Source organism: Polaribacter litorisediminis (assembly GCF_019968605.1).
Classification (GTDB): domain Bacteria; phylum Bacteroidota; class Bacteroidia; order Flavobacteriales; family Flavobacteriaceae; genus Polaribacter; species Polaribacter litorisediminis.
Window position 1 is genome coordinate 3,560,648 of sequence record NZ_CP082966.1, and the last position, 23,095, is coordinate 3,583,742.

19 protein-coding genes and 1 tRNA gene are annotated in these 23,095 nt (G+C 30.4%); 13 read left to right on the forward strand and 7 right to left on the reverse strand.

The window, feature by feature from the left end; translation table 11 throughout:
• Positions 1 to 59: 59 nt before the first annotated feature.
• Entirely contained in the window at positions 60 to 419 is a 360-nt protein-coding gene (locus K8354_RS15155) for a cupin domain-containing protein (RefSeq protein WP_223442393.1), read from the reverse strand.
• Positions 420 to 589: 170 nt separating this feature from the next.
• On the opposite strand from K8354_RS15155, the gene aspS reads away from it, so the two are divergent.
• The 4 genes from aspS to K8354_RS15175 all read left to right on the forward strand — a co-directional run bounded on the left by aspS (position 590) and on the right by K8354_RS15175 (position 5,711).
• Positions 590 to 2,344 carry an aspartate--tRNA ligase gene (gene aspS / locus K8354_RS15160; RefSeq protein ID WP_223442394.1) on the forward strand — a complete coding sequence of 585 codons (1,755 nt, stop codon included), beginning with the start codon at positions 590 to 592 and terminating at the stop codon, positions 2,342 to 2,344.
• Positions 2,345 to 2,453: 109 nt separating this feature from the next.
• Positions 2,454 to 3,167 carry a DUF6503 family protein gene (locus tag K8354_RS15165; protein ID WP_223442396.1) on the forward strand — a complete coding sequence of 238 codons (714 nt, stop codon included), beginning with the start codon at positions 2,454 to 2,456 and terminating at the stop codon, positions 3,165 to 3,167.
• Between the two features lies 1 nt (position 3,168).
• Positions 3,169 to 3,804, forward strand: a complete 636-nt coding sequence (locus K8354_RS15170; protein WP_223442397.1) for a hypothetical protein — start codon at positions 3,169 to 3,171, stop codon at positions 3,802 to 3,804.
• 125 nt (positions 3,805 to 3,929) lie between these two features.
• Positions 3,930 to 5,711 (forward strand): chloride channel protein, encoded by a 1,782-nt coding sequence (locus K8354_RS15175; RefSeq protein WP_223442399.1) that lies wholly within the window; start codon positions 3,930 to 3,932, stop codon positions 5,709 to 5,711.
• A 20-nt stretch (positions 5,712 to 5,731) separates the two neighbouring features.
• Here K8354_RS15175 and K8354_RS15180 read toward each other — a convergent pair whose 3' ends face one another.
• A complete protein-coding gene (locus K8354_RS15180; RefSeq protein ID WP_223442401.1) occupies positions 5,732 to 6,265 on the reverse strand; it encodes a tubby C-terminal domain-like protein in 534 nt (177 codons plus the stop codon).
• Complete coding sequence (glpQ, locus tag K8354_RS15185; protein WP_223442402.1) at positions 6,255 to 7,244, reverse strand: glycerophosphodiester phosphodiesterase; 990 nt, start codon at positions 7,242 to 7,244, stop codon at positions 6,255 to 6,257. The genes K8354_RS15180 and glpQ overlap by 11 nt, the downstream gene beginning before the upstream one ends.
• A gap of 122 nt (positions 7,245 to 7,366) precedes the next feature.
• On the opposite strand from glpQ, the gene K8354_RS15190 reads away from it, so the two are divergent.
• The gene (locus K8354_RS15190; RefSeq protein ID WP_223442404.1) at positions 7,367 to 7,606 is read left to right on the forward strand and encodes a hypothetical protein; all 240 of its coding nucleotides are present in this window, start codon (positions 7,367 to 7,369) and stop codon (positions 7,604 to 7,606) included.
• 139 nt (positions 7,607 to 7,745) lie between these two features.
• On the opposite strand, the gene K8354_RS15195 is transcribed toward K8354_RS15190, so the two are convergent.
• Positions 7,746 to 7,967, reverse strand: coding sequence for a hypothetical protein (locus K8354_RS15195; RefSeq protein WP_223442407.1), 222 nt, complete (start codon positions 7,965 to 7,967; stop codon positions 7,746 to 7,748).
• A gap of 473 nt (positions 7,968 to 8,440) precedes the next feature.
• Between K8354_RS15195 and K8354_RS15200 the strand changes: the two genes are divergently transcribed.
• Entirely contained in the window at positions 8,441 to 8,662 is a 222-nt protein-coding gene (locus K8354_RS15200) for a hypothetical protein (RefSeq protein ID WP_223442409.1), read from the forward strand.
• Positions 8,629 to 8,757 carry a T9SS type A sorting domain-containing protein gene (locus K8354_RS18865; RefSeq protein ID WP_367890433.1) on the forward strand — a complete coding sequence of 43 codons (129 nt, stop codon included), beginning with the start codon at positions 8,629 to 8,631 and terminating at the stop codon, positions 8,755 to 8,757. Before K8354_RS15200 ends, K8354_RS18865 begins: the two co-directional genes overlap by 34 nt.
• Positions 8,758 to 9,141: 384 nt before the next feature.
• Here the strand turns inward: K8354_RS18865 and K8354_RS15210 are convergent.
• Positions 9,142 to 9,215: transfer RNA gene (locus tag K8354_RS15210), tRNA-Asn, on the reverse strand.
• Positions 9,216 to 9,399: 184 nt separating this feature from the next.
• Here K8354_RS15210 and K8354_RS15215 point away from each other — a divergent pair.
• Together K8354_RS15215 and odhB are read left to right on the forward strand one after the other, a co-directional pair.
• Positions 9,400 to 12,135 carry a 2-oxoglutarate dehydrogenase E1 component gene (locus tag K8354_RS15215; RefSeq protein ID WP_223442413.1) on the forward strand — a complete coding sequence of 912 codons (2,736 nt, stop codon included), beginning with the start codon at positions 9,400 to 9,402 and terminating at the stop codon, positions 12,133 to 12,135.
• A gap of 223 nt (positions 12,136 to 12,358) precedes the next feature.
• The gene (gene odhB, locus K8354_RS15220) at positions 12,359 to 13,582 is read left to right on the forward strand and encodes a 2-oxoglutarate dehydrogenase complex dihydrolipoyllysine-residue succinyltransferase (RefSeq protein WP_223442415.1); all 1,224 of its coding nucleotides are present in this window, start codon (positions 12,359 to 12,361) and stop codon (positions 13,580 to 13,582) included.
• Positions 13,583 to 16,604: 3,022 nt separating this feature from the next.
• Here the strand turns inward: odhB and K8354_RS15225 are convergent.
• Together K8354_RS15225 and K8354_RS15230 are read right to left on the reverse strand one after the other, a co-directional pair.
• A complete protein-coding gene (locus K8354_RS15225) occupies positions 16,605 to 17,549 on the reverse strand; it encodes a L,D-transpeptidase (protein WP_223442418.1) in 945 nt (314 codons plus the stop codon).
• 1,033 nt (positions 17,550 to 18,582) lie between these two features.
• A complete protein-coding gene (locus tag K8354_RS15230) occupies positions 18,583 to 19,461 on the reverse strand; it encodes an OmpA/MotB family protein (RefSeq protein WP_223442421.1) in 879 nt (292 codons plus the stop codon).
• A gap of 1,426 nt (positions 19,462 to 20,887) precedes the next feature.
• On the opposite strand from K8354_RS15230, the gene K8354_RS15235 reads away from it, so the two are divergent.
• The 4 genes from K8354_RS15235 (at position 20,888) to K8354_RS15250 (ending at position 23,076) form a co-directional block, all read left to right on the forward strand.
• Positions 20,888 to 21,349 carry a hypothetical protein gene (locus tag K8354_RS15235; protein ID WP_223442423.1) on the forward strand — a complete coding sequence of 154 codons (462 nt, stop codon included), beginning with the start codon at positions 20,888 to 20,890 and terminating at the stop codon, positions 21,347 to 21,349.
• A gap of 12 nt (positions 21,350 to 21,361) precedes the next feature.
• On the forward strand, positions 21,362 to 22,300 hold the full coding sequence (locus K8354_RS15240) for a DnaJ C-terminal domain-containing protein (RefSeq protein ID WP_223442425.1): 939 nt from the start codon (positions 21,362 to 21,364) through the stop codon (positions 22,298 to 22,300).
• A gap of 13 nt (positions 22,301 to 22,313) precedes the next feature.
• On the forward strand, positions 22,314 to 22,574 hold the full coding sequence (locus K8354_RS15245; protein ID WP_223442427.1) for a heavy-metal-associated domain-containing protein: 261 nt from the start codon (positions 22,314 to 22,316) through the stop codon (positions 22,572 to 22,574).
• A gap of 94 nt (positions 22,575 to 22,668) precedes the next feature.
• Positions 22,669 to 23,076, forward strand: coding sequence for a hypothetical protein (locus K8354_RS15250; RefSeq protein WP_223442429.1), 408 nt, complete (start codon positions 22,669 to 22,671; stop codon positions 23,074 to 23,076).
• Positions 23,077 to 23,095 lie beyond the last annotated feature (19 nt).

A 23,095-nucleotide genomic window follows, 5' to 3' on the forward strand; every position in this document is an offset into this window, starting at 1 on the left:
ATAATTATAATTATGATTATTGTCAATATTTCATAATAACTACTATTGTAATTATGATTTTAAATACGTTCATAATTCTCCACAGTAATATCTGCCATCACATTTCCTGTATGTTTTATAGAAAGCGGTTCAAATAATAAAACATGAACTTCTTCTTTGGCAATAGGTTTGTGTTCAACACCTCTCGGAACAATAAAAAATTCACCTTTATGTAAAGTGATGGTTTTGTCTTTGAACTCAATGTCTAATGAGCCCTTGATTACCATAAAAAACTCATCTTCATTTTCGTTTGTATGCCAAATAAATTCGCCTTTTAATTTTGCCAATAAAATTTGTTGTCCATTTAATTCGCCTACCTTTTTAGGTGACCAATGATCTGAAAATAAATTTAATTTTTCTTGAATGTTTATTGCGCCCATATCAACAAATCTACAAAACTAATTTCGCGTTACCGATTGAAGCGACATCCTTTTTGTTTTTTACAAAAAGATATAGCGAAAAGCGGGGTATTTCTGTTTAGAAATGAACGCCCAAAAGATTATTATTCAGTCAAAAATGTTTAGTTTTGTAGCCTAAATTTTAGAAGAAAATGTATAGAAGTCATTCTTGTGGCGAGTTAAGAGCATCGCATGTAAATACAGAGGTAACTTTATCTGGTTGGGTACAAAAATCGCGTGATAAAGGGTTTGTCATTTGGGTTGATTTGCGAGACAGATATGGAATTACACAGTTAATTTTTGATGAAGAACGCACACCGAAAGAAATGATGGAAAAAGCAAAATCTCTAGGAAGAGAATTTGTAATACAAGTTACAGGAACCGTGATTGAGCGAGAATCTAAAAACGCAAAAATGACAACGGGCGCCATTGAAGTTTTAGTTTCTAAACTAGAGATTTTAAACGCGTCGGTAACCCCACCTTTTACCATTGAAGATAAAACGGACGGAGGAGAAGACATCCGAATGAAATATAGGTATTTAGATATCCGCAGAAATCCTGTAAAAGACAGTTTAATTTTTCGTCATAAAGTAGCCATGGAAGTTCGTAAATACTTGTCTGATCAAGAATTTATTGAAGTGGAAACTCCGTATTTAATCAAATCTACTCCAGAAGGTGCCAGAGATTTTGTGGTGCCAAGTAGAATGAATGAAGGGCAATTTTATGCCTTACCTCAAAGTCCGCAAACTTTTAAACAATTGTTGATGGTTGGCGGAATGGACAAGTATTTTCAGATTGTAAAATGCTTTAGAGATGAAGATTTACGTGCTGACAGACAACCAGAATTTACACAAATTGATTGTGAAATGGCGTTTGTGGAGCAAGAGGATATTTTAAATGTTTTTGAAGGATTAACCCGTCATTTATTAAAAGAAGTTAATAATGTTGAGGTAGAGAAATTTCCAAGAATGTTATATGATGATGCCATGCGTTTGTACGGAAATGACAAACCAGATATCCGTTTTGGGATGGAGTTTTGCCCCTTAATCCCCAAAGGGGAAACGTTTGGGTTTTCAATTTTTGATGATGCAGAACTGGTTGTTGGAATTACTGTAAAAGGTTGTGCAAATTATACTAGAAAGCAAATTGATGAATTGGTAAACTGGGTAAAAAGACCTCAAATTGGTGCTTCCGGTTTAATTTGGATAAAACATGAAGAAAATGGAAATGTAAAATCTTCAGTAAATAAGTTTTTTGATGAAGATTATTTAAGGTTTTTTGCAAATGAAATGAAAGCAGAAAAAGGTGATTTAATGTTAGTTTTGTCTGGCGAAACCAATAAAGTAAGAACACAACTATCTGCTTTAAGAATGGAATTGGCAGAGCGTTTAGGCTTGAGAGATCCTAAAGTATTTGCGCCACTTTGGATAATTGATTTTCCGTTGTTAGAATTAGATGAAGAAACAGGTCATTACCATGCCATGCACCATCCTTTTACTTCACCAAAACCTGGACAACTAGCATTGTTAGACACAGATCCTGGCGCTGTAAAAGCAAATGCTTATGATTTGGTCTTAAACGGAAATGAAATTGGTGGAGGTTCTATTAGAATTCATGACAAAAAAATGCAAGCAACCATGTTGCGTCATTTAGGTTTTTCTGAAGAAGATGCCAAAGCACAATTTGGCTTTTTAATGGATGCTTTTGAATATGGAGCGCCACCGCACGGTGGTTTGGCTTTTGGTTTGGACAGATTGGTGGCCATTTTAGGCGGCCAAGAAACTATAAGAGATTTTATTGCATTTCCAAAAAACAATTCTGGACGTGATGTAATGATTGATGCGCCTGCTTTTATTGATGATGCGCAGTTAAAAGAATTGAGTTTGAAGCTAGATATGAAAGCATAACAAATAATTTGTAAATATGAAGAGCTCACAAGTTTCTTGTGCTGAACTTGATTCAGTATTAAAACCTTTGAGCTCTTTTTTACTGCTAATTTTTTACTATTTTTAAAGGATGAAACACCTTATTACACTTTTACTCCTTTTTACTTCAATAATTAGTTTTGCGCAAAAAATTACGGGTGATGAGCTGCTAGAAAAAGCCATAAAATTTCACGATCCAAAAGGAAATTGGGCAACTTTTAATGCTGAATTTTTTGTGACCATGGAAACACCAAAAAGTTCAGATAGAAAAAGTAACATTCATATAAATTTACCCAAAGAATATTTTTCTATGGTGGCTGTAAAAGATACCATTACCTCTGAATATGTTATAAACAAAGGTGTTTGTTCTATGGCAATTAATGGGGATAAAGCTCCATCCGAAGAGAAAAAAAAGCAATTTGGACTAAGTTGTGAGCGGGCAAAATTGTATAAAAATTACTATACCTATTTGTATGGTTTGCCCATGAAATTAAAAGATGAAGGCACAATCATTCACCAAAAAGTAACAAAAAAGAAGTTTCAAGGAAATGAATACTTGGTTTTAAAAGTAACCTATCTAAAAGAGATTGGTAAAGATACTTGGTACTTTTATTTTAATCCAAAAACCTATGCCATGGAGGTGTATCAGTTTTTTAAAGACGAGTCTCAAAAGGACGGAGAATATATAGTCTTATCTGGTTTAGAAACCATCAATCATATTAAAATACCTAAAAACAGAGCTTGGTATTATAATAAAAATGATGGGTATTTAGGAACCGATACTTTAATCACAAAAAAAGAGTAGCATGACATTTCCAAAAGAATTTAAAGAAGCTTTAAGTCATTTGCCATCGAAAGAAAAAGATAAATTAATTTTACGCTTATTAAAAAAAGATGTGGTTTTGGCAAATCGTTTACTTTTTGAGCTAATCGGCACAAATACGGTAGAAGAACAAAGAGATAAATTAGAAACCAATCTGCTGTATAGAATAAAAAAAGAAGCAGAAAGTGGGCATTATTCAATAGGTTATTTAAATTGGGATGTACGAGAGTATAGTGGTTTAATAACACAACATGTAAAAATTACCAAAGATAAATTTGGGGAGGCGTATTTGAATTTAATAATGATTAATGAAATTTTATCCATCAATAGAAATTTTATTTTAGAAAGTCGCCCGCTTGTAAAAAGAAGGAAATTCTGTGTTGGCGTTATCGCTAGAGCTTTTAAAATTTTATTGCTTATTCATAAATTAGACGATGATTTTTTAATGGAACTTGAGCCGCATTTAAAACAATTTGCAGAACTAATTGCAGACAATCAATTTTTGATGGATACGGCTATAAAAAATGGATTGGATATCAACTGGCTTCATCGTACAGAAATTCCGGAGGATATTATTTCCATTCATAAAGAAATTAGAGCAAACGGTTTTTTAAAATAATGATAAAGTAAAAAACATAGATGGATCTTTAAGCATAAAAAGTAGGTTTACAGATGCAGTAATTTAGAGTAAATTACTAGCATTAATTTCTATTTATTTGCATTAAATGACAGCAACAAAAAACAATGGTATCAAGAAAAAAAATATTTAAGAAAATTCTCATTTGGAGGTATAAAACAATTTCTGAACGACAATTTTTATATATTTTAAGTATTTTGGTTGGTTTTTTAGCAGGATTGGGAACTGTTTTCTTAAAAAACTTTACACACTATATTCAGTTGCTCTTATCGGTAGATTTTTTAAAGAAATCTGAAAATTCTTTATATTTTGTGTATCCCATAATTGGTTTGATCCTTGTTGCCATTATCAAAAAGAATTGGTTAAAAAAACACATTGGGCATGGTATTTCTACGACACTTTTTGCTATTTCTAAAAGAAAAGGAATTATTCCTAAATACAACATCTATGCTTCATTACTAACGGCGCCTTTAACGGTTGGTTTTGGTGGTTCTGTAGGTTTACAGGGCCCCGCAGTGAGTGCAGGAACAGCTTTAGCCTCCTACACCTCTCAGCTGTTTCATATGAGCACAAAAACAAGGATGCTTTTAATAGGCTGTGCAACTGCAGGCGCCATGTCTTCTATGTTTAAAGCGCCTATTGCCGGAATTGTTTTTGCCTTAGAAGTCTTTAGTTTAGACATTGCCTTTGTTTCTTTGGTGCCGTTGCTGTTGGCATCTATTTCTGCCATTATTACTTCGTACTTTTTTTTAGGCTCAGAGGTTTTGTTGGGTTTTGAACTAAATGATAAATTCGAAATTAACGAATTAGGTTTTTATGCTATTTTTGGAATCTTTACAGGTATTATTTCCATTTATTTTTCAGTAGTCTATTTTGCCATCAGAAAGTTCTTTTATCAATTTAAAAAACGATATGTACGATTGCTAATAGGGAGTTTCATTATCGCTTTTATTTTATATTTAATGCCTTCTTTATATGGTGAAGGATATGGATTAATCAACAATTTACTAAAAGGAAATCATATCGCAGCCATTGGCAATACTCCCTTTTCTTTTGATCATGATAATATTTGGATGGTAATTCTTCTATTACTGCTCATTACTTTTTTTAAGGCAATTGCCATGAGTACAACGTTTGCCGCTGGCGGAGTTGGAGGTATTTTTATCCCGACTTTAGTAATGGGAAGTGCTTTGGGCAATGCTTTTGCAAAAATGATTAATAATTCGGGTTTAGGATTTGAAGTTTCTGAAGCCAATTTTACATTAATTGGTATGACTGGGTTAATGGCTGGAGTTTTACACGCACCCTTAACCGCTATATTTTTAATTGCAGAAATTACAGGAGGTTATGATTTATTTGTGCCTTTAATGTTGGTTGCTGCCATCTCTTTCTCGTTTACCAAATATTTTGTTTCTAATTCCATTTACACCTATAAATTAGCGCAAAGAGGAGAACTTATTACGCATAACAAAGATAAAAATGTAATGATGATGCTACAGATAGACGAGCTCATCGAAACTAATTTTAAACCTGTTCAACCAGATATGTTATTGGGCGATATGTTAAAAAAAGCAGTTGCCAAATCTGCAAGAAATATTTTTCCGGTGATTGATAAAAAAAATCAATTTTTAGGAATTGTTTTGTTAGATGATATTCGACCTGTAATGTTCGATTCGAAAATGTATACAACAGTAACGGTAGAAACTTTTATGAAAGCTGCCCCCGAAACCATTCTAGATACAGATTCTGTAGAAAAAGTAATGGACAAATTTAAAACAAGCAATGCATGGAATTTACCGGTTGTAAAAAACGGAATATATATAGGTTTTATTTCAAAGTCTAAACTACTAAATGCATATAGAAATAAATTAGTAGAGGTTACTTCTTAGGTGAAAATGATTACGAGAATTTAATCCCAAGGCTCCAAATTAACCTCTAATTGTTTTTGACTCGTAAGTATTGATTTTTGTTTTTGTTGCATTTCTCCAATTTTTAAGCAAGAGAACAATAAAAAACAAACTTCTAAATCTTTTTTATCCAAAAGTTGTAGTTTAATATGATTTGTAAAGTCTTTGTCTAAAAAAGATTCATCAATTTCTGCAATTTTAGCACCATTTTTAAAAATAGATGTTTTCTTTTTAAAATGACTTTGTACCTCATACGTAATCTCATTAAAATCAATTGCGTAAATTGTTTTTCGATTGTTCTGAGAAATAAGATGTATCAAATTTCCATTATTTTCTTTGATGGTATAGACCATTTTCCATTTCCAAAATTGAAATTTTTTAATTATCGAGAAAATCAATTTTCCCTCTGAATTAAAGAGTTCACACCCAAATTTACCAAAATCTGTAAACCATTGAGAGTGGTAAATTTGTTGCTCAGACTGAAAAACAACCAACTTGTCGTCAGTATGTTTTATGGCATAGGTTTCAGTATTCATTGTTGTTTTCTTTTAAAAAATTGATTACTACATCCGGAAAATCGGTAAAAACACCATCTACATTGGCATCTATTAAAATTGTTTGCATCATTTCTTCAAAAGTATCAAATTCTGCCAAAGCATCTGCTCTAAATGTGTAAGGATGCACTTTTAACCCTAATTGATGCGCATCAGAAACTAACGAAGTAAAGCTATATTGATCCTTCACTTTTGAAGCTAAAATTTGTTTGTACCATGGGCCAATTCCGTCTGCATAGGTTGCAAAATGTTTTAATTCTTTGGCTTGTTTAGGATGCTCTATTAACTGAACTAAAAATAATTCTGACTTTAATTCTTTTCGAATGCGTTCTAATTCCTGCGCATTAAAGCACTGCAAAATACAGTTGTCTTTTTTGGTTTTATAGCCATAATCCGCAAGTACTTTTAAGACAATTTCTGTTATATTTTTTCCTTCCTTTTGATGAAATTCAGGAGCTTTAATTTCAGGATAAATTCCGATATTTTTTTCGGTCGATGTATTTAAACCTTGAATTAATTCAATTTCTTCTTGCAAAGAATGGATTTTAAAATTCCCTTTTCCTTTCGGAAAGCGATTTTTGTATACTTGTTCTCCCGTTTTTGGATTAAACCGTTCGGTAACTTGCAACGTTTTTAGCTCATCAAAAGTAAAATCAATTACATAAAAACGATTGTCTTTTCTGTTTCTACTTGGAAATATTGTGGCAACATTGGTCACATCATCTAAATAAATATCATGAATTACTATCGGAATATTATCTTTAGATAACACTAAATCTTGCTCAATAAAATCAGCATTCATCGCATGTGCCATGGCTTTAGCTTCTAAAGTGTGTTCAGGTAAATATCCAGAAGCACCTCTATGCGCAATGACTATTTTTTTAGACATGGTTACTTGTTTTTTATTTTGATGGCAAGAAAGAATCATCAAACAAACCAAAAATAAGAAAATTGACTTCATAATGATGAAATATAATTTTATAAAATAATATGCTGATCAACGATCAACCTTAAAAAAGAGTAAAATTCGTGAAACTTGTGTCATAAATATAATTAAAGATATAACTTTTGTAAATTTGCAGCATGAAATTAGCAATAAAAATAATGTTTATCATCTTTGTTATTTGGATGATTACTGGAGGATATCTTTTGAACACAGAACACGAAAAAGCAAAAGTTGTTATGGGACTGGGTGTTTTGTATTTGTCTTTTCTTTTTATGCCTTTGTTTATTTATTACAGATACCGAGATGGTAAATACAAAAAATACATCTTAAATGATCAGAAAATAAGAGAGGCTTTTAATCAACATTCCAAAAAATAACCACTGCTTTCTTAAAATTTAAACAGAAACTCCGAGGCAGTTCTATGAACCTTCGGTGCTCTTGCCAATTTTACTGAAAATGCTAAGGTTAAAACAACATAAAATAGGGCTATTTATACTTCTAAAAATGCATGAGGTTTTACCATAAACCTTCTTGTATGGATACCTTTTCTGTTTTTAATTTTTTTTCGGCAATATCAATTAAATCTCTTAAAAGTGCTCCATTATAAGCATCTAACTGACTTAGTAGTAATTTATAGTTTTTAATTATTTCCAATAATTCTTTTGTTTCTACCGTTTCTAATTGGCTACGAAAGGCTTTAAAGGATTGTTTGATTAATTTATCGTTTAGACTGCTCATTTATAATTTTTAACAAAAGTAACCAATACTTGGTTTTTAAAAAAGAGCGTATTCAATAGTTTTTATAATTTCTACAGGATGGAAGATTCATGAATACCCATTTTAAAAACCGAATTTTTCCTAAATATATTAAGCTTAAATTATAGAATTAAATTGGCTTCAGAAACTGTTTTAGTCCTCTAAAATAGTTAAATTATTTTTGCTCTACGCTTAAAATTACAGATAACATCATTAATTTTTCTGTTAATAAAATGGTTTATTTTGTTCATAAATATTAAGGTATAAATCTGCTTTTGAATTTTCCATAACATAAAACTAATTGGATTTTATTAATTTTTGCTATCTTTAAAATCTGATTTTCAGTTAAAAAAATAAAATAATTAGAAAAATATAGGAGTTATTTTCTAAGTTTAAGTTTATGAATCTAATTCACTTTTTCTAATAGTAAACATTCAATCTTTAAATGCGTAACAATGGAAACAAAATTACACAAAATTATCACACTTTTATTGGTCACTTTACTGCCCGCATCAATTCTAATTGCACAAACTTTGCCAGAAGGAAACATCATGAAAGATATTGATGGAGGTACTTTTATTATGGGAAACAATAGTTTAAAAGGCTCAATACAGGTAAGCAATCTACCATTCAAATATATGCTATCACTGGACAACTTGTTGTTGGTTTTAAAATAAATTCTGAGGTTCAAACTATAAATGTAAGCAGTTTATCTAAAGGAATTTATATTTTAGAGATTGACGAAATTCTAAAAAAATTGGTTATCAATTAATACCAATTCTACTTCTCTAATGGTTGGCGTTCTAAATTTATAATTTATGTTCTTTAGATGCTATAAAAAATAAAAGCATCGCATGCGTTAGAGTTGTATATTTTACAAAAATATAAAGGATATAGAACCGAATTTAGTTAGTCATTTTGATGTTTCTTTAGTGCAATGCTACGCTTGCATATTTTAGATATAAAATTCTACCTATATTAGGAACTCAAATATCCATGAAAAATCTTAAAATTTTATAATATAGTGCAGTTTATTTGAGGTAAACTAAAATTTGATTGCCCGCTAGATTTGACATAGCCCCCAAATTCATTGTTTAACTTATTTTCTGTAAAAATAAAAGCCTTTACATTTCTGTAAAGGCTTATTACTCTTAGGCTCCCCCTCTTGGACTCGAACCAAGGACCCTCTGATTAACAGTCAGATGCTCTAACCAACTGAGCTAAGGAGGAGTTTGCTACACAAAATTGTGTTTAGCGAGTGCAAATATATACCTTTTTAGAATATTGCCAAATTTTTTTTTATAAAATTTAATAAAATTTTATCAGGTTATCTTTAAAATAAGCGAGGGCACTAATACTAAAAATTGTATTTTTGTTAAAATTTAATAATTAGCAAAAAAGTATAAATTTTAATATGGATAAATTTTCGTTCTTAAACGCAGCACATACAGGCTTTATAGGTGATTTATACAACCAATATTTAGAACACCCGGATGCAGTAGAACCAAGCTGGAGAAGTTTTTTTCAAGGGTATGATTTTGCAAATGAAAATTATTCTTTAAAAGAAAAAGAAGAAGTTTCTGTAGAAATTCCGCAAGAAGTTAAAAAAGAATTCTTGGTGGCAGACTTGATCAACGGATACAGAACAAGAGGTCATTTATTTACAAAAACAAATCCTGTTAGAGAAAGAAGACAATACCAACCTTCTTTAGATATTGAAACCTTCGGTTTATCAAAAGACGATTTAAATAGTTATTTTTCTGCCGGAGAAATTTTGGGTTTAGGAAGAGTAACCTTATCAGAAATTATTGAGCATTTACAAAATATTTATTGCGATTCTATTGGAGTTGAATATATGTACATGCGAAATCCTGAAAAATTAAAATGGTGGCAATCTAGATTGAATGAAAACGAGAACCACCCAAAATATTCTACCGAAGCCAAAAAGTATATTTTAGGAAAATTAAATCAGGCAGTAACTTTTGAAAGTTTTTTACAAACAAAATATGTAGGCCAAAAACGTTTTTCTTTAGAAGGAGGAGAAACTCTAATTCCTGGAATTAGTGTAATGTTAAGAGATGCTGCAGAAAAATATGGTGTAAAAGAGTGTGTTTTAGGAATGGCTCATAGAGGTCGTTTAAACACCTTGGTAAACATCTTTAAAAAACCAGTTAGAGATTTATTTAGTGAGTTTGAGGGTAAAGATTTTGAAGATGAAGATATCGATGGTGATGTAAAATATCATTTAGGTTTAACACTAAGTAAAACCTACAGAGACGGTAATGAAATCAAAATGAATTTAGTGCCAAATCCATCGCATTTAGAAACTGTAGCCGCGGTTGCCGAAGGGATTACAAGGGCTAAAATTGATAGAAAATATGCTGGTGATTCTAGTAAGATTTTACCCATCGTAATTCATGGAGATGCTGCCATTGCCGGGCAAGGAATTGCCTACGAAATAGTGCAAATGGCAAAATTAAACGGCTATAAAACGGGCGGAACAATCCATATTGTGGTCAATAATCAAATTGGTTTTACTACAAATTATTTAGACGCACGTTCAAGTACCTATTGTACAGATGTTGCCAAAGTAACATTATCACCGGTTTTACATGTAAATGCCGATGATACAGAAGCTGTATGCCATGCAATGCAGTTGGCATTAGACTTTAGAATGAAGTTTCAAACTGATATTTTTATCGATTTACTGGGCTATCGTAAATACGGTCATAACGAGGGTGATGAGCCACGTTTTACGCAACCAAAACTATACAAAGCAATTGCGAAACATAAAAATCCTAAAGATATTTATGCTGATATCTTACTAAAACAAAATTCAATAAGTTCATCTTATGTAAAAGAAATTACAGATGAATTTAAAAGAATGCTTGAAAAAGAATTTGACAACTCTAAAAAAGATAAAAATTCTAAAGTAGAAGAGTTTATGGAATCTACTTGGGAAGGTTTTGAACGCGAAGATCAAGCAGCCATGTTGCAAGTAGTACAGACCAAGTATCCAGAAAATCGATTAAATAATATTGCAAAAGTAGTTTCTACAGTTCCTGAAGGTTCAACTTTTGTAAGAAAGGCAGAACGTATTTTGCAAGGAAGAGCTAAAATGGCATTCGAAACCCGTAAATTAGATTGGGGAATGGCAGAAAATTTAGCCTATGGTTCTTTAATGGAAGAAGGATTTAATATTCGTATTTCTGGACAAGATGTAGAAAGAGGAACTTTTTCTCATAGACATGCTATTTTGCGTGATGCCGTTACCGAAGAAAGAATTAATTTACTGAATACAAACCCCGATTCTAAAGGGCAAATGACCATTTACAACTCCTTATTGTCTGAATATGCCGTGTTAGGGTTTGATTATGGTTATGCAATGGCAAATCCGAATACATTAACAATTTGGGAAGCACAGTTTGGAGATTTTTCTAACGGAGCTCAAATAATGTTCGACCAGTATATTTCTGCCGCAGAAGATAAATGGAAAGCTCAAAACGGAATTGTAGTTTTATTACCTCATGGGTATGAAGGGCAAGGTTCTGAGCATTCATCCGCAAGAATAGAACGCTATTTACAATTATGTGCAGAAGATAATATGACCGTTGCAAATTGTACAACTCCAGCAAATTTCTATCATTTATTGCGTCGTCAAATGAAACGAGATTACAGGAAGCCTTTAATTGTCTTTACGCCAAAGAGTTTATTGCGACATCCAAAAGTGGTAAGCTCCATTCAAGATTTAGCAAATGGAGAATTCCAAGAAGTAATAGACGATACGTTAAATCCAGAAAATGTAAAGAAATTAGTTTTTTGTATGGGTAAATTCTATTATGACTTACTAGAGGAAAGAGAAAAATTAGAAAGAGACGATATTGCTTTGGTAAGAATTGAGCAATTATTTCCGTTACATAAAGAAAAAATTCAGGCAATTATAGACCGATATCCAACTATTGAAGAATATGTTTGGGCGCAAGAAGAGCCAAGAAATATGGGAGCTTGGAGCTATATGTTGCAACGTTTTGAATTGAAAAATTTAACAGTACGTTCAAGAAAATATTATGCAGTTCCGGCGGCTGGTTCTAGCACAAGATTCAAGAAAAGACATCGAGAAGTTATTGATAGTGTTTTTAAGATAGCGTAAGTGCGTTAAGGATTGAAACGGCATCCTTTTTTGCTGTCAGTTCGAGTGAAATTTCTTTTTCAGAAATTTTGTATCGAGAACAAAACAAAAAAGATACAGTGTAAAGCCTGTTAAAACGCCCAAAAATAAAAAAATACCGATACGGTTTTGAGAACCTTGTCGCATTAAAAAAGTATATCAATTAAATGCCTAAATAAGTTTGGCAACTATAAAAAAAGAGACCATGAGTGTTTTAGAAATGAAAGTTCCTTCTCCAGGAGAATCGATTACAGAAGTAGAAATTGCAACTTGGTTAGTTGAAGATGGAGACTATGTTGAAAAAGACCAACCGATTGCAGAAGTAGACTCTGACAAAGCTACATTAGAATTGCCTGCTGAAGAAAGTGGAATTATCACTTTAAAAGCAGAAGAAGGTGATGCGGTTGCTGTGGGTGCAGTGGTGTGCTTAATAGACACAAGTGCAACTAAACCTGATGGAGATGCAGCAAGTAAAGAAGATGAGGCTCCAAAAAAAGAAAAGGAAGAAACGAAAATTGAAGTAAAAGAAGCTACGAAAGCAGCAACCTATGCAACCGGAACTGCTTCTCCTGCTGCTAAAAAAGTATTGGCCGAAAAAGGAATGAGTGCTTCCGCTGTAAAAGGAACCGGAAAAGACGGAAGAATTACCAAAGAGGATGCCGTAAAAGCAGTGCCTTCTATGGGAACTCAACCAGCCAATGGTTCTAGACATACAGAGCGCAAAAAAATGTCTATGTTGCGCAGAAAAGTTGCGGAACGTTTAGTTGCTGTAAAAAATGAAACAGCCATGTTAACTACTTTTAACGAGGTAAACATGCAACCAATTTTCGATTTACGTACAAAATATAAAGAAAACTTTAAAGCAAGGCATGGCGTTGGTTTAGGCTTTATGTCTTTCTTTACTTTGGCAGTTGTAAGAGCCCTAAAAATGTATCCTGATGTGAATTCTATGATCGATGGAGACTTTCAAATAAAACAAGATTTCCAAGATATTTCAATTGCAGTTTCTGGTCCTAAAGGATTAATGGTACCCGTAATTAGAAATGCAGAAAATTTATCTTTTAGAGGCGTAGAATCTGAAGTAAAACGTTTAGCAATAAGAGCTAGAGATGGGCAAATAACGATTGATGAAATGACAGGAGGAACTTTTACAATTACCAATGGTGGTGTGTTTGGTTCTATGTTGTCTACACCAATTATCAACCCTCCGCAAAGTGGTATTTTAGGAATGCACAATATTGTAAACAGACCGATGGCAGTAAACGGCGGTATTGTAATTCAGCCAATTATGTATGTTGCTTTGTCTTACGATCATAGAATTATTGATGGTAGGGAATCTGTAGGCTTTTTAGTTGCTATTAAAGAAGCGTTAGAAAATCCTGTTGAATTATTGATGGATGGAAATATAGAACGCGCATTAGAAATGTAGTTTTTAAAAATACTTTTATAAAACCAAAAAGCCGATAACGAATTAATTTAGTTATCGGCTTTTAGTTACAACTCTTTTAAATTTATAGGATTCCTAATGATACGAATACCATTTTAGACCTATAAATTGGTATAATTTGATTTTCAGAAAATTGATTATAAATTTAATATCATTGTTGTCCGATAAAAGATAAAAAGACCGCTTTCGCTGTTAGAGTAAAGAACAAAGACTTGAATGTAACTAACTGAAAAACAATATTATTATGATTTTTAATTTTTCGATACATCATAAATTCTAAAGCGGTTTTAATAGCAAGGTATACTACTTTAAAGGCTCTTCAAAATCAATACTATCCATACTTTAAAAGACTTTAGCTAATTTTAATCGGACAACACTAATTTAATATAGAAACATACTCTTTAGATGTTATTGAAAATAAAAGCATAGTTGCGTTACCTTTGTATATTCTATTGAAATAGAAAGGAAATAAAAACGAATTTACTCATCCTATTTGATTTTTATTGGATATTGTATTCCATAAAGCCATAATAAATCCTCTCTTTTTTGCTTACTTTTTATCAAAAAAAAGACTGTAAGGAAGGTTCTGCTAATTATTTTTAATGCCGTACATCATTAAATCGTTACAAGAAAATATCCAATACAATGATTTCAAGAAGAATACAATATATTTTATTCTTTACACGTAGCATTATTCTTGTAAAAAAAAGATTTTTAAAACCAAAAATAGAAAGGCTAAAAAAAATATCTATTTATAAAAAAAAACTGGAGGTTATTAAAAACCTCCAGCCTCTTAAGGATATAAAAGTTATCTTTTATACCGATTCAATCCCCCAATTGACTCTTATATGCCAATTATCATTTACAATAACTGGTACTCTATTTTTTAATTTTAAATATTTTAACAAAAAGTAAAAACGGAAAGCCTAAACTTTCCGTTTTCTATGAAGTTCTTATTATTTTATCAATCAATTCCAATCAGTTAAAAACTTCTATCTCTAGAAAGATTTTACAAACGAATTTTTAAAAGACAAAATGCTAATTACTTCATACGACCCCTGCTACTTTGCAGCAAGCAGAAATCGTTTTTAAGAAACCGAAACACCCAAATGTTTCGATTTCTTAGAAGCTATAAAATATAGTTTAAAAGACTTACTACTTAGATATTCCTATGGCTAGGAATATAAATCACAAGACCTAAAATATGTTTTATAACTCCAAAATTTAAAGGATACTGCTATCCAATAATCTCTATTTTAAAATTTTCAAAGAACTTACTTTTTCTTATTTGCACTACAAATATACATGCACTTTAGAGCACAGACACTGACCTAGATCAGTTAGGGAGTTTTTTTTTATAAAAAATATTTTATACCAATTCTGTATTTCTTTTTGATTGTCTATAAAATAGTCCTTGGCTTTATTCTACAATTAAAAAGAGGTTTCTTTAAATTAAAAATGAGAAGCCTAAAAGATAATCTATGTATAAAAAAAACTGGAGGTTATTAAAAACCTCCAGCCTCTAAGTATGAAAGCTACCTTTCATACCGATTCAATCCCCCAATTGACTCTTATATGCCAATTATCATTTACAATAACTGGTTCTCTATTTTTTAATTTTAAATATTTTAACAAAAAGTAAAAACGGAAAGCCTAAACTTTCCGTTTTCTATGAAGTTCTTATTATTTTATCAATCAATTCCAATCAGTTAAAAACTTCTATCCCTAGAAAGATTTTACAAACGAATTTTTAAAAGACAAAATGCTAATTACTTCATACGACCTCTGCTACTTTGCAGCAAGCAGAAATCGTTTTTAAGAAACCGAAACACCCAAATGTTTCGATTTCTTAGAAGCTATAAAATATAGTTTAAAAGACTTACTACTTAGATATTCCTATGGCTAGGAATATAAATCACAAGACCTAAAATATGTTTTATAACTCCAAAATTTAAAGGATACTGCTATCCAATAATCTCTATTTTAAAATTTTCAAAGAACTTACTTTTTCTTATTTGCACTACAAATATACATGCACTTTAGAGCACAGACACTGACCTAGATCAGTTAGGGAGTTTTTTTTATAAAAAATATTTTATACCAATTCTGCATTTCTTTTTGATTGTCTATAAAATAGTCCTTGACTTTATTCTACAATTAAAAAGAGGTTTCTTTAAATTAAAAATGAGAAGCCTAAAAGATAATCTATGTATAAAAAAAAACTGGAGGTTATTTAAAACCTCCAGCCTCTAAGTATGAAAGCTACCTTTCATACCGATTCAATCCCCCAATTGACTCTTATATGCCAATTATCATTTACAATAACTGGTACTCTATTTTTTAATTTTAAATATTTTAACAAAAGGTAAAAACGGAAAGCCTAAACTTTCCGTTTTCTATGAAGTTCTTTTTATTTAATCCATCGATATCAATCAGTTAAAAAATTCTAACTTTAGAGAATTTTAAAAACGAATTTTCAAAAGAAAAAATGCTAATTACTTCATACGACCTCTGCTACTTTGCAGCAAGCAGAAATCGTTTTTAAGAAACCGAAACACCCAAATGTTTCGATTTCTTAGAAGCTATAAAATATAGTTTAAAAAGACTTGATATTTATATATTCCTATTGCTAGCAACATATATCACAAGACCTCAAATATGTTTTATAACTCCAAAATTTAAAGGATACTGCTATCCAATAATCTTTATTTTAATATTTTCAAAGAACTTACTTTTTCTTATTTACATTACAAATATACAGGCGATTTAAAGCATAAACACTGACCTAAATCAGTTAGCGTGTTTTTTTTAAAAAAATGTTTTACCCTAATTTAAACTTACAACCCCTTCCATAAATTGTTACTTTTTCGCTTACTTTTTATCAAAAAAAATTAGTTAAAACTGCTATTTGTTCGATTAAAATAAAAAGCCTAAAGCAATTTTGATTTCTTTTTAGGTACTATTATCTTGTAAATATCAATATGCTAAAAATCTCTTAAGTATTTTAATTCTTCTGATATCCATAGATATCCTCTAATAATATCTGCTCTCCAGATTCATCAACAATAGTAAGATTGTAGTTAATGTTTATTTTAGTTCCTAATGTTGCGTGGTAGTATATAAGCCAAGCAGCGGCTTCATTAGTGGCAATACAACCATTAGAATAAGGTTTGCCCAATGAAATAGGATTGGTGGTAGGATGAATCATTTGCCCATTTCTGATACCATTTATCTCTGTTTCAATAAAAGGAATTTGAGGTAATCGCGTCACTTTTTTATCATCTCTAGTGGTACTAAAATACTGCTTACCGTTTACAGGATCGTAATAATCAGGATTCCTGATATGATCAACAATACTTCCGGTTCCAGTAATAGTTCTTAAATCGGTTACTCTATTGCCCATTTTTAAGTATTTCTTTTCATTTCTGCCTACTCTAATGGGAAACTCATATAACAAAACTGAATCTTCATAAATGCGAAGTTTATATTCTGGTATATTCACATCTATAATTGTGTTTTGAAACGAAGAAATAATTTCTTCCGCTTTTGCTAAAACAGGAACCATAAAGACACTATTTTTTTTTAACACAACCATTTCTCTTTGATTGTATACAAAAGAATCTTTGGCTTTCATTCTATAATAATCAGTATTTTGAAGTCTATCAATAATCCGAGGATTTGCTCTTACCAAAAGATGTTCTGTTAAAGAATATGGTGTTAAGGAGTCATAACGAGTCACTAAAGAGTCTATAAATTCAAAATAATGCTTAACAGTGATATTTTTTTTTACGTGAATAGTAAACAAAGTGTCATTTACAACAACTACTGTTTGGGTAATTTTATTCTGTGAAAAGTTTTGTCTATTATTTTCTTTAAGATAGTATAATAAGACGATTGCCAATCCTACCATTCCAAAAAGTTTGCTATATATTTTATTGAATAAGTGCATTTAAATTGAATAGGAATGAGTAACGAATCTTTTATTTTTTAATTCTCTAGTTGAATTGTATTTGTAAAAAGAGAATTCTTTAAAATTAAAACAGAAGGCCTAAGAAATTACTTATTTATAAAAAAACTGGAAGCTATAAAAACCTCCAGCTTTTTGGTGGCATAAAAAACTTTTTATACCGATTCAATTCCCCAATTGACTCTTACTATTTTTTTAATTTATACTGTAATTTATAAAAGTAAAAACGGAAAGCCTGAACTTTCCGTTTTCTATGAAGTTCTTTTTATTTTATTTATAAATACCAATCAGATAAAAAATTCTATCTCTAGCAAATTTTTACAAACGTATTTTTAAAATAAAAATGTCAATTACTTCATATAACTTCTCCTACTTTGCCATAAGCAGAAATCATTTATCAAAGAAATCGAAAACCCCAAATATTTCGATTTCTTGGAAGATATAATGTAGTTTAAGAATACTTGCTCTTTCTATAATCCTATTGCTAGAAACATATATCACAACACTTAAAATACGTTTTATAACTCCAAAATTTAATGGATATTACTACCCAAAAATCCACACTTTAATGCTTTCAAAGAACTTACTTTTACAAGTACACTGCAAATATACATGCGCTTTATACTATAAGAACTGACCTAGGTCAGTTGGAGTATTTTTTTTATATAAAAAGTTATTGTTGTCCGATTAAAATTAGCTAAAGTGTTTTAAAGTCTTGATAGTCTTGATTTTAAAGAGTTTTTAAAGTAGTACACCTTGCTTTTAAAACCGCTTTAGAATTTATGATGTATCGAAAAATTTAAAATCGTAATAATATTGTTTTTCAGTTAGTTACATTCAAGTCTTTGTTCTTGATTCTAACAGCGAAAGCGGTCTTTTTATCTTTTATCGGACAACAATGATAAAAAGTATTTTATACTAATTCTCATTTGAAATTAATTGGTATCACAAAAAGTAAAAACGAAAAGCGTGAACTTTTCGTTTTCTAAAAAGTTAATTATTAACTTCTATAATTTTAGTTTGAAGACACCGTTTCTGGCATTGCTAGCAAATTAAAAAATTCATCTAATTTTGGAATAATAATAATTTCGGTTCTACGATTAGATGCTCTACCCTTTGAAGTTTTATTGGTGTCTTTTGGCATATATTCAGATCTTCCACCGGCCGTCATTCGTTCTGGCTGCACATTAAAATTAGTTTGCATTAACCGGACAATAGCTGTTGCTCGCTTGGTACTTAAATCCCAATTATCTTCCATACAATTTGTTTTGATAGGAACTGTATCTGTGTGTCCTTCAACAAGAATATCTAATTCTTTGTGATCATTGACAATTTTTGCTATTTTACCAATAACGGCTTGTGCAGATTTATGAACTCTATAACTACCCGATTTAAATAGCATTCTGTCTGAAATAGAAACATATACAACTCCTTTCTTAACCTCAATATTTATGTCTTCATCGTCAAAATTATTTAAAGATTTTTTCAAATTCATGACCAGTGCAAGGTTTAGAGAATCTTTTTGTTGCATAGAGTTTGTTAAATCTTTAATATATGTGTTTTGTTCATTTAAAGCCTCTAAAGACTTCTTAATGCTTTCTGCCCCAAATTTACTGACAATAGAAAGATCAGAAAGTCTCTCTAATAAATTGGTGTTTGTACTTTTAAAATAATCAGATTCTTTTTCTAATACCTTCACCCTATTTTTTTCATTCGCTAGGTTATTTTCGATTACTAAGAGTTCGTTAGACTTTGTTTCTAGTTCGTTTAAAGTAGTTCTAAGTTCGCCCTCACAAACTGCCACACTGTTTTCTAAATCTGTATATTTTTTCTGACTTACGCAGGATGTTAAAAGTGTCAGAACAATAATAGTAGTAAACTTTATAATTTTCATTTTGTTTAGTTTTAATGATTAATACTGAAATATTTATTAGCAAAGAAACCCACAAAAGTTAATTGAATCAATGACGTGAATCAGTTATAACCTAAATATACCCTTCGTTAAGCATTGATTTTTAAATATTTAAACATATCGTATTTTATTTAAGTCCAATAATGATTGTTATTTTATAATAATTTAACTAATTGTATATCACTATGATCTAAACGGTGGAATAACCGCAATAAAGAACAGACTACTTATTTATGAGTTTCAAAACAAAATAATCTTAACTAAAATTGTAAATCTATTCTGTATTGAAACCTATAATCATCTTCCAAATTTCTTTAAAAAAGAGGAATTCTTTCTTTGGTTCTATAAAAAAGTGAGAGCCGTGTAACATTATTTTAATCAAATAATGTTACAATAAATCGTCTTTTTATGGCTTACTTTTTATTAAAAAAATGAGCATAACGAAGACTACATGAATGCTGTTTTAAAATTACTGTAAAATAAAATGATGATTTTTTTCTTTATAGAAAATAGAAAAATAAAGCATCGCATTCGTTACGATTTCTTTTTATGTTGAAATAGAAAGGAAAAAAGGGTGTTTTATTGAGGGCATTTCAATGCAGAATTGGTATCATGTAAATTCACTTAAAGATTGCTTCATATTTTAAAGAGTTCAATTTGTAAAAAAGGTAATTTCTATTCATAAAAAAACTGGAAGCTATAAAACTTCCAGTCTAATAATGGTCTGAAAATTAATTTTCATACCAACCCCAACTATTACTGTTATGCTTAGGTCTTATTAAGCACATATATTTTTAATTCTTTTTTAAAAGAGTAAAAACGGAAAGCCTAAACTTTCCGTTTTCTATGAAGTTCATATTATTTTATCTAGCAATACCAATTAATTAAAAAATTCTATCTCTAGCAAATTTTTACAAACGGATTTTTAAAAGAAAAATGCTAATCACTTCATACGATCTCTGTTACTTTGCAGCAAATAGAAATCATTTTTTTAAAGAAATCGAAACACCGAAATGTCTCGATTTCTTCGAAGATATTAAATGTAAATCGAAGACTACTTGTTCTTTATATACTTCTATATACATCACAAGACTTAAAAATACACCTCAATAACTCCAAAATTTATTAGATATTACTATCCAATAAATTATCTTTTATCAAATTATCAAAGAACTTGTTTTTTAATTATACTACAAATATACAGTCACTTTATAGCCTCTAAAATGACCGGGGTCAGTTGAGGCATTTTTTTAAAAATAAAATTACATCTTGTCATAATATTACTTCTAAAATATGAACTCATTTCATTACCATCTAAAATAAATAAAGCTTACTGACGCTCGTCATTTTACAAAACTTCTTCTGGTTGCATCTTTATAACTCTAATTTAGAACCTAAGACAAAACCTATGGACAATGAGACTCCTTATCATATAATTCGAAAAGAACTTCGAAGCTCTATAAAGGAAAAACTTCCTAAACTAAAGCTCCTAAAGAAGAAAGAAGATGAAATTAAATTCTATGATGTACTCTTAGATATTGAACCTAATATCAAAAAGCATATCATTAAAATAATACATACTGATATTCAAAAAGTTCATTTTAAGAAGATTACATACAACTTGAATAATCTTATAGATCAATTATTTATTGAAACTTATGATCATATTGAAAATTTCTCTGATGACGATGAGTTTTATATATGGCTTTACAAAAAAACCAATGAAATTCTAGATGATGTTATGATACAAGAACTAGAAGAAATTGCACAAATAAGAAACAGCTCACTTAAAAAGGTTCAGCAACTGTTAAACGAAACAAAAAAAGCATTACAAATAAGTTTTTTCAACAGATATCCTGTCAACTCATAACGCTCTTTGTAAATGGAATATAAAGATTATTATAAAATATTAGGTGTTAAAAAAGACGCTTCTTTAAGAGAAATTAAAAGAGCGTATCGAAAACTTGCGGCTAAATATCATCCGGATAAAAACCCTAATAACAAAGGTGCAGAAGAAAAATTTAAAGAAATTAACGAAGCAAATGGAGTTTTAAGTGATGCAAAAAAAAGAGAAAAATATGATGCTTTAGGGTCTAATTGGGAAGCCTATCAACATACAGGAGATGACTGGAAAAAGTATGCAAACCAAAATACCAGAAGAAGACGTACTTATCAAGGGGATCCTTCAGGGTTTTATGGGCAACAAAACGGCGGAGAAACTTTTTCTAGCTTTTTCGAAACTTTTTTTGGCGGTGGTAGACAGCGAGCTAGAGGACAACAAGCAGAATTTTCTGGTGGTGACATTCAGGCTGAAATGCCCATCACACTTATGGAAGCATATCATGGAAGTAAGCGCACTTTTAAAATTCATAATTCAACTTTAAGAATCAATATAAAACCTGGTTCTTATCATGATCAACAATTAAAAATTAAAGGAAAAGGGCAGCCAGGCATACAAGGAGGAAAAATGGGAGATTTATACATCACCTTAAAAGTACAGCAAGATGATCGCTTTAAAAGAAAAGCAAACGACTTACTTTATGAGATTCCTGTAGATTTATATACAGCCATTTTAGGGGGTAAAATAGGCATAACAACTTTTACCGGTAACTTAAAAATAACAGTCCCTAAAGGAAGTGAAACAGGAAAAACACTCCGAGTAAAAGGAAAAGGAATGCCTATATATGGCAACCCGACAGAATTCGGAGATTTATTGGTAAAATTAAATGTGAATTTACCTAAAAACCTGACAAAAGAAGAAGAAGAAATTTTTAAAAAATTACAAAATTTAAGAGAATCAAAAACTGTAAATACTAATTAAAAACGACCTACTTATGAGTTTATTAGACAAAAAAATCATACCAGGAAACCACGGCAAAACATTTGGAACCAATGCAAAAACTAGCGATGATTTAAAGAGTATTAAAACTAAAATATTAGAGTTAGAAGGAATAAAAAGTGTGGAGCTTAATAATACCGTTTTTCCAAAAGAATTTACTATTCATACGTCTAAACTAGTTACAATAGAGGAAATAGAAGAAAAAGTAAAGGCTGCTGGTTTTCATTCAGTACCAAAAAAAACGTTTATACTCTGATCAATACTAACTTTTAAACACCATAAAAACAAAGGTTTATTTACTTTACTATAAATAACAAATTAAATTCATAATTAAAATAAAAACATATATCATGAAAACTAAAATAGCAAATCCAAAAACAGCATTACTTTTAGAGGCAGGATTAAACGTACTTCATTTTGAAAGTGTAGAATGGTTAGATACTATTGCCTTTTGGAAAGACGAAGTAAAATTCTTTTACAAGATTTTAAGTGAAAAAGAATCTTCAGAAAAAAATAATTCGGACTACCATAGAATGCTAAAAACACTCGATAAAATTCATCTTGATTTGTTTGATGATTTAGAGCATAGCATTATTGAACACGAAAAATTATTATCAAAAATAGAACAAGGACATAAAGGAGTTTCAGATTACGAATACCGAGAAAAACATCGTCATATTTATGCCCGAATGGACACTTTTACCAATGATTTTAAAAACTTTAAACGAGTTGTTTTTCAATATATAAAAGGGTTATAGTAAAAAACATCATCTAAAA

What these genes read in the sequence shown, in the direction of transcription:
- K8354_RS15155 (WP_223442393.1), bottom strand. Translation starts at nt 419, where the DNA reads ATGGGCGCAATAAACATTCAAGAAAAATTAAATTTATTTTCAGATCAT.
- aspS (WP_223442394.1), top strand. Translation starts at nt 590, where the DNA reads ATGTATAGAAGTCATTCTTGTGGCGAGTTAAGAGCATCGCATGTAAAT.
- K8354_RS15165 (WP_223442396.1), top strand. Translation starts at nt 2,454, where the DNA reads ATGAAACACCTTATTACACTTTTACTCCTTTTTACTTCAATAATTAGT.
- K8354_RS15170 (WP_223442397.1), top strand. Translation starts at nt 3,169, where the DNA reads ATGACATTTCCAAAAGAATTTAAAGAAGCTTTAAGTCATTTGCCATCG.
- K8354_RS15175 (WP_223442399.1), top strand. Translation starts at nt 3,930, where the DNA reads ATGGTATCAAGAAAAAAAATATTTAAGAAAATTCTCATTTGGAGGTAT.
- K8354_RS15180 (WP_223442401.1), bottom strand. Translation starts at nt 6,265, where the DNA reads ATGAATACTGAAACCTATGCCATAAAACATACTGACGACAAGTTGGTT.
- glpQ (WP_223442402.1), bottom strand. Translation starts at nt 7,244, where the DNA reads ATGAAGTCAATTTTCTTATTTTTGGTTTGTTTGATGATTCTTTCTTGC.
- K8354_RS15190 (WP_223442404.1), top strand. Translation starts at nt 7,367, where the DNA reads ATGAAATTAGCAATAAAAATAATGTTTATCATCTTTGTTATTTGGATG.
- K8354_RS15195 (WP_223442407.1), bottom strand. Translation starts at nt 7,967, where the DNA reads ATGAGCAGTCTAAACGATAAATTAATCAAACAATCCTTTAAAGCCTTT.
- K8354_RS15200 (WP_223442409.1), top strand. Translation starts at nt 8,441, where the DNA reads ATGGAAACAAAATTACACAAAATTATCACACTTTTATTGGTCACTTTA.
- K8354_RS15215 (WP_223442413.1), top strand. Translation starts at nt 9,400, where the DNA reads ATGGATAAATTTTCGTTCTTAAACGCAGCACATACAGGCTTTATAGGT.
- odhB (WP_223442415.1), top strand. Translation starts at nt 12,359, where the DNA reads ATGAGTGTTTTAGAAATGAAAGTTCCTTCTCCAGGAGAATCGATTACA.
- K8354_RS15225 (WP_223442418.1), bottom strand. Translation starts at nt 17,549, where the DNA reads ATGCACTTATTCAATAAAATATATAGCAAACTTTTTGGAATGGTAGGA.
- K8354_RS15230 (WP_223442421.1), bottom strand. Translation starts at nt 19,461, where the DNA reads ATGAAAATTATAAAGTTTACTACTATTATTGTTCTGACACTTTTAACA.
- K8354_RS15235 (WP_223442423.1), top strand. Translation starts at nt 20,888, where the DNA reads ATGGACAATGAGACTCCTTATCATATAATTCGAAAAGAACTTCGAAGC.
- K8354_RS15240 (WP_223442425.1), top strand. Translation starts at nt 21,362, where the DNA reads ATGGAATATAAAGATTATTATAAAATATTAGGTGTTAAAAAAGACGCT.
- K8354_RS15245 (WP_223442427.1), top strand. Translation starts at nt 22,314, where the DNA reads ATGAGTTTATTAGACAAAAAAATCATACCAGGAAACCACGGCAAAACA.
- K8354_RS15250 (WP_223442429.1), top strand. Translation starts at nt 22,669, where the DNA reads ATGAAAACTAAAATAGCAAATCCAAAAACAGCATTACTTTTAGAGGCA.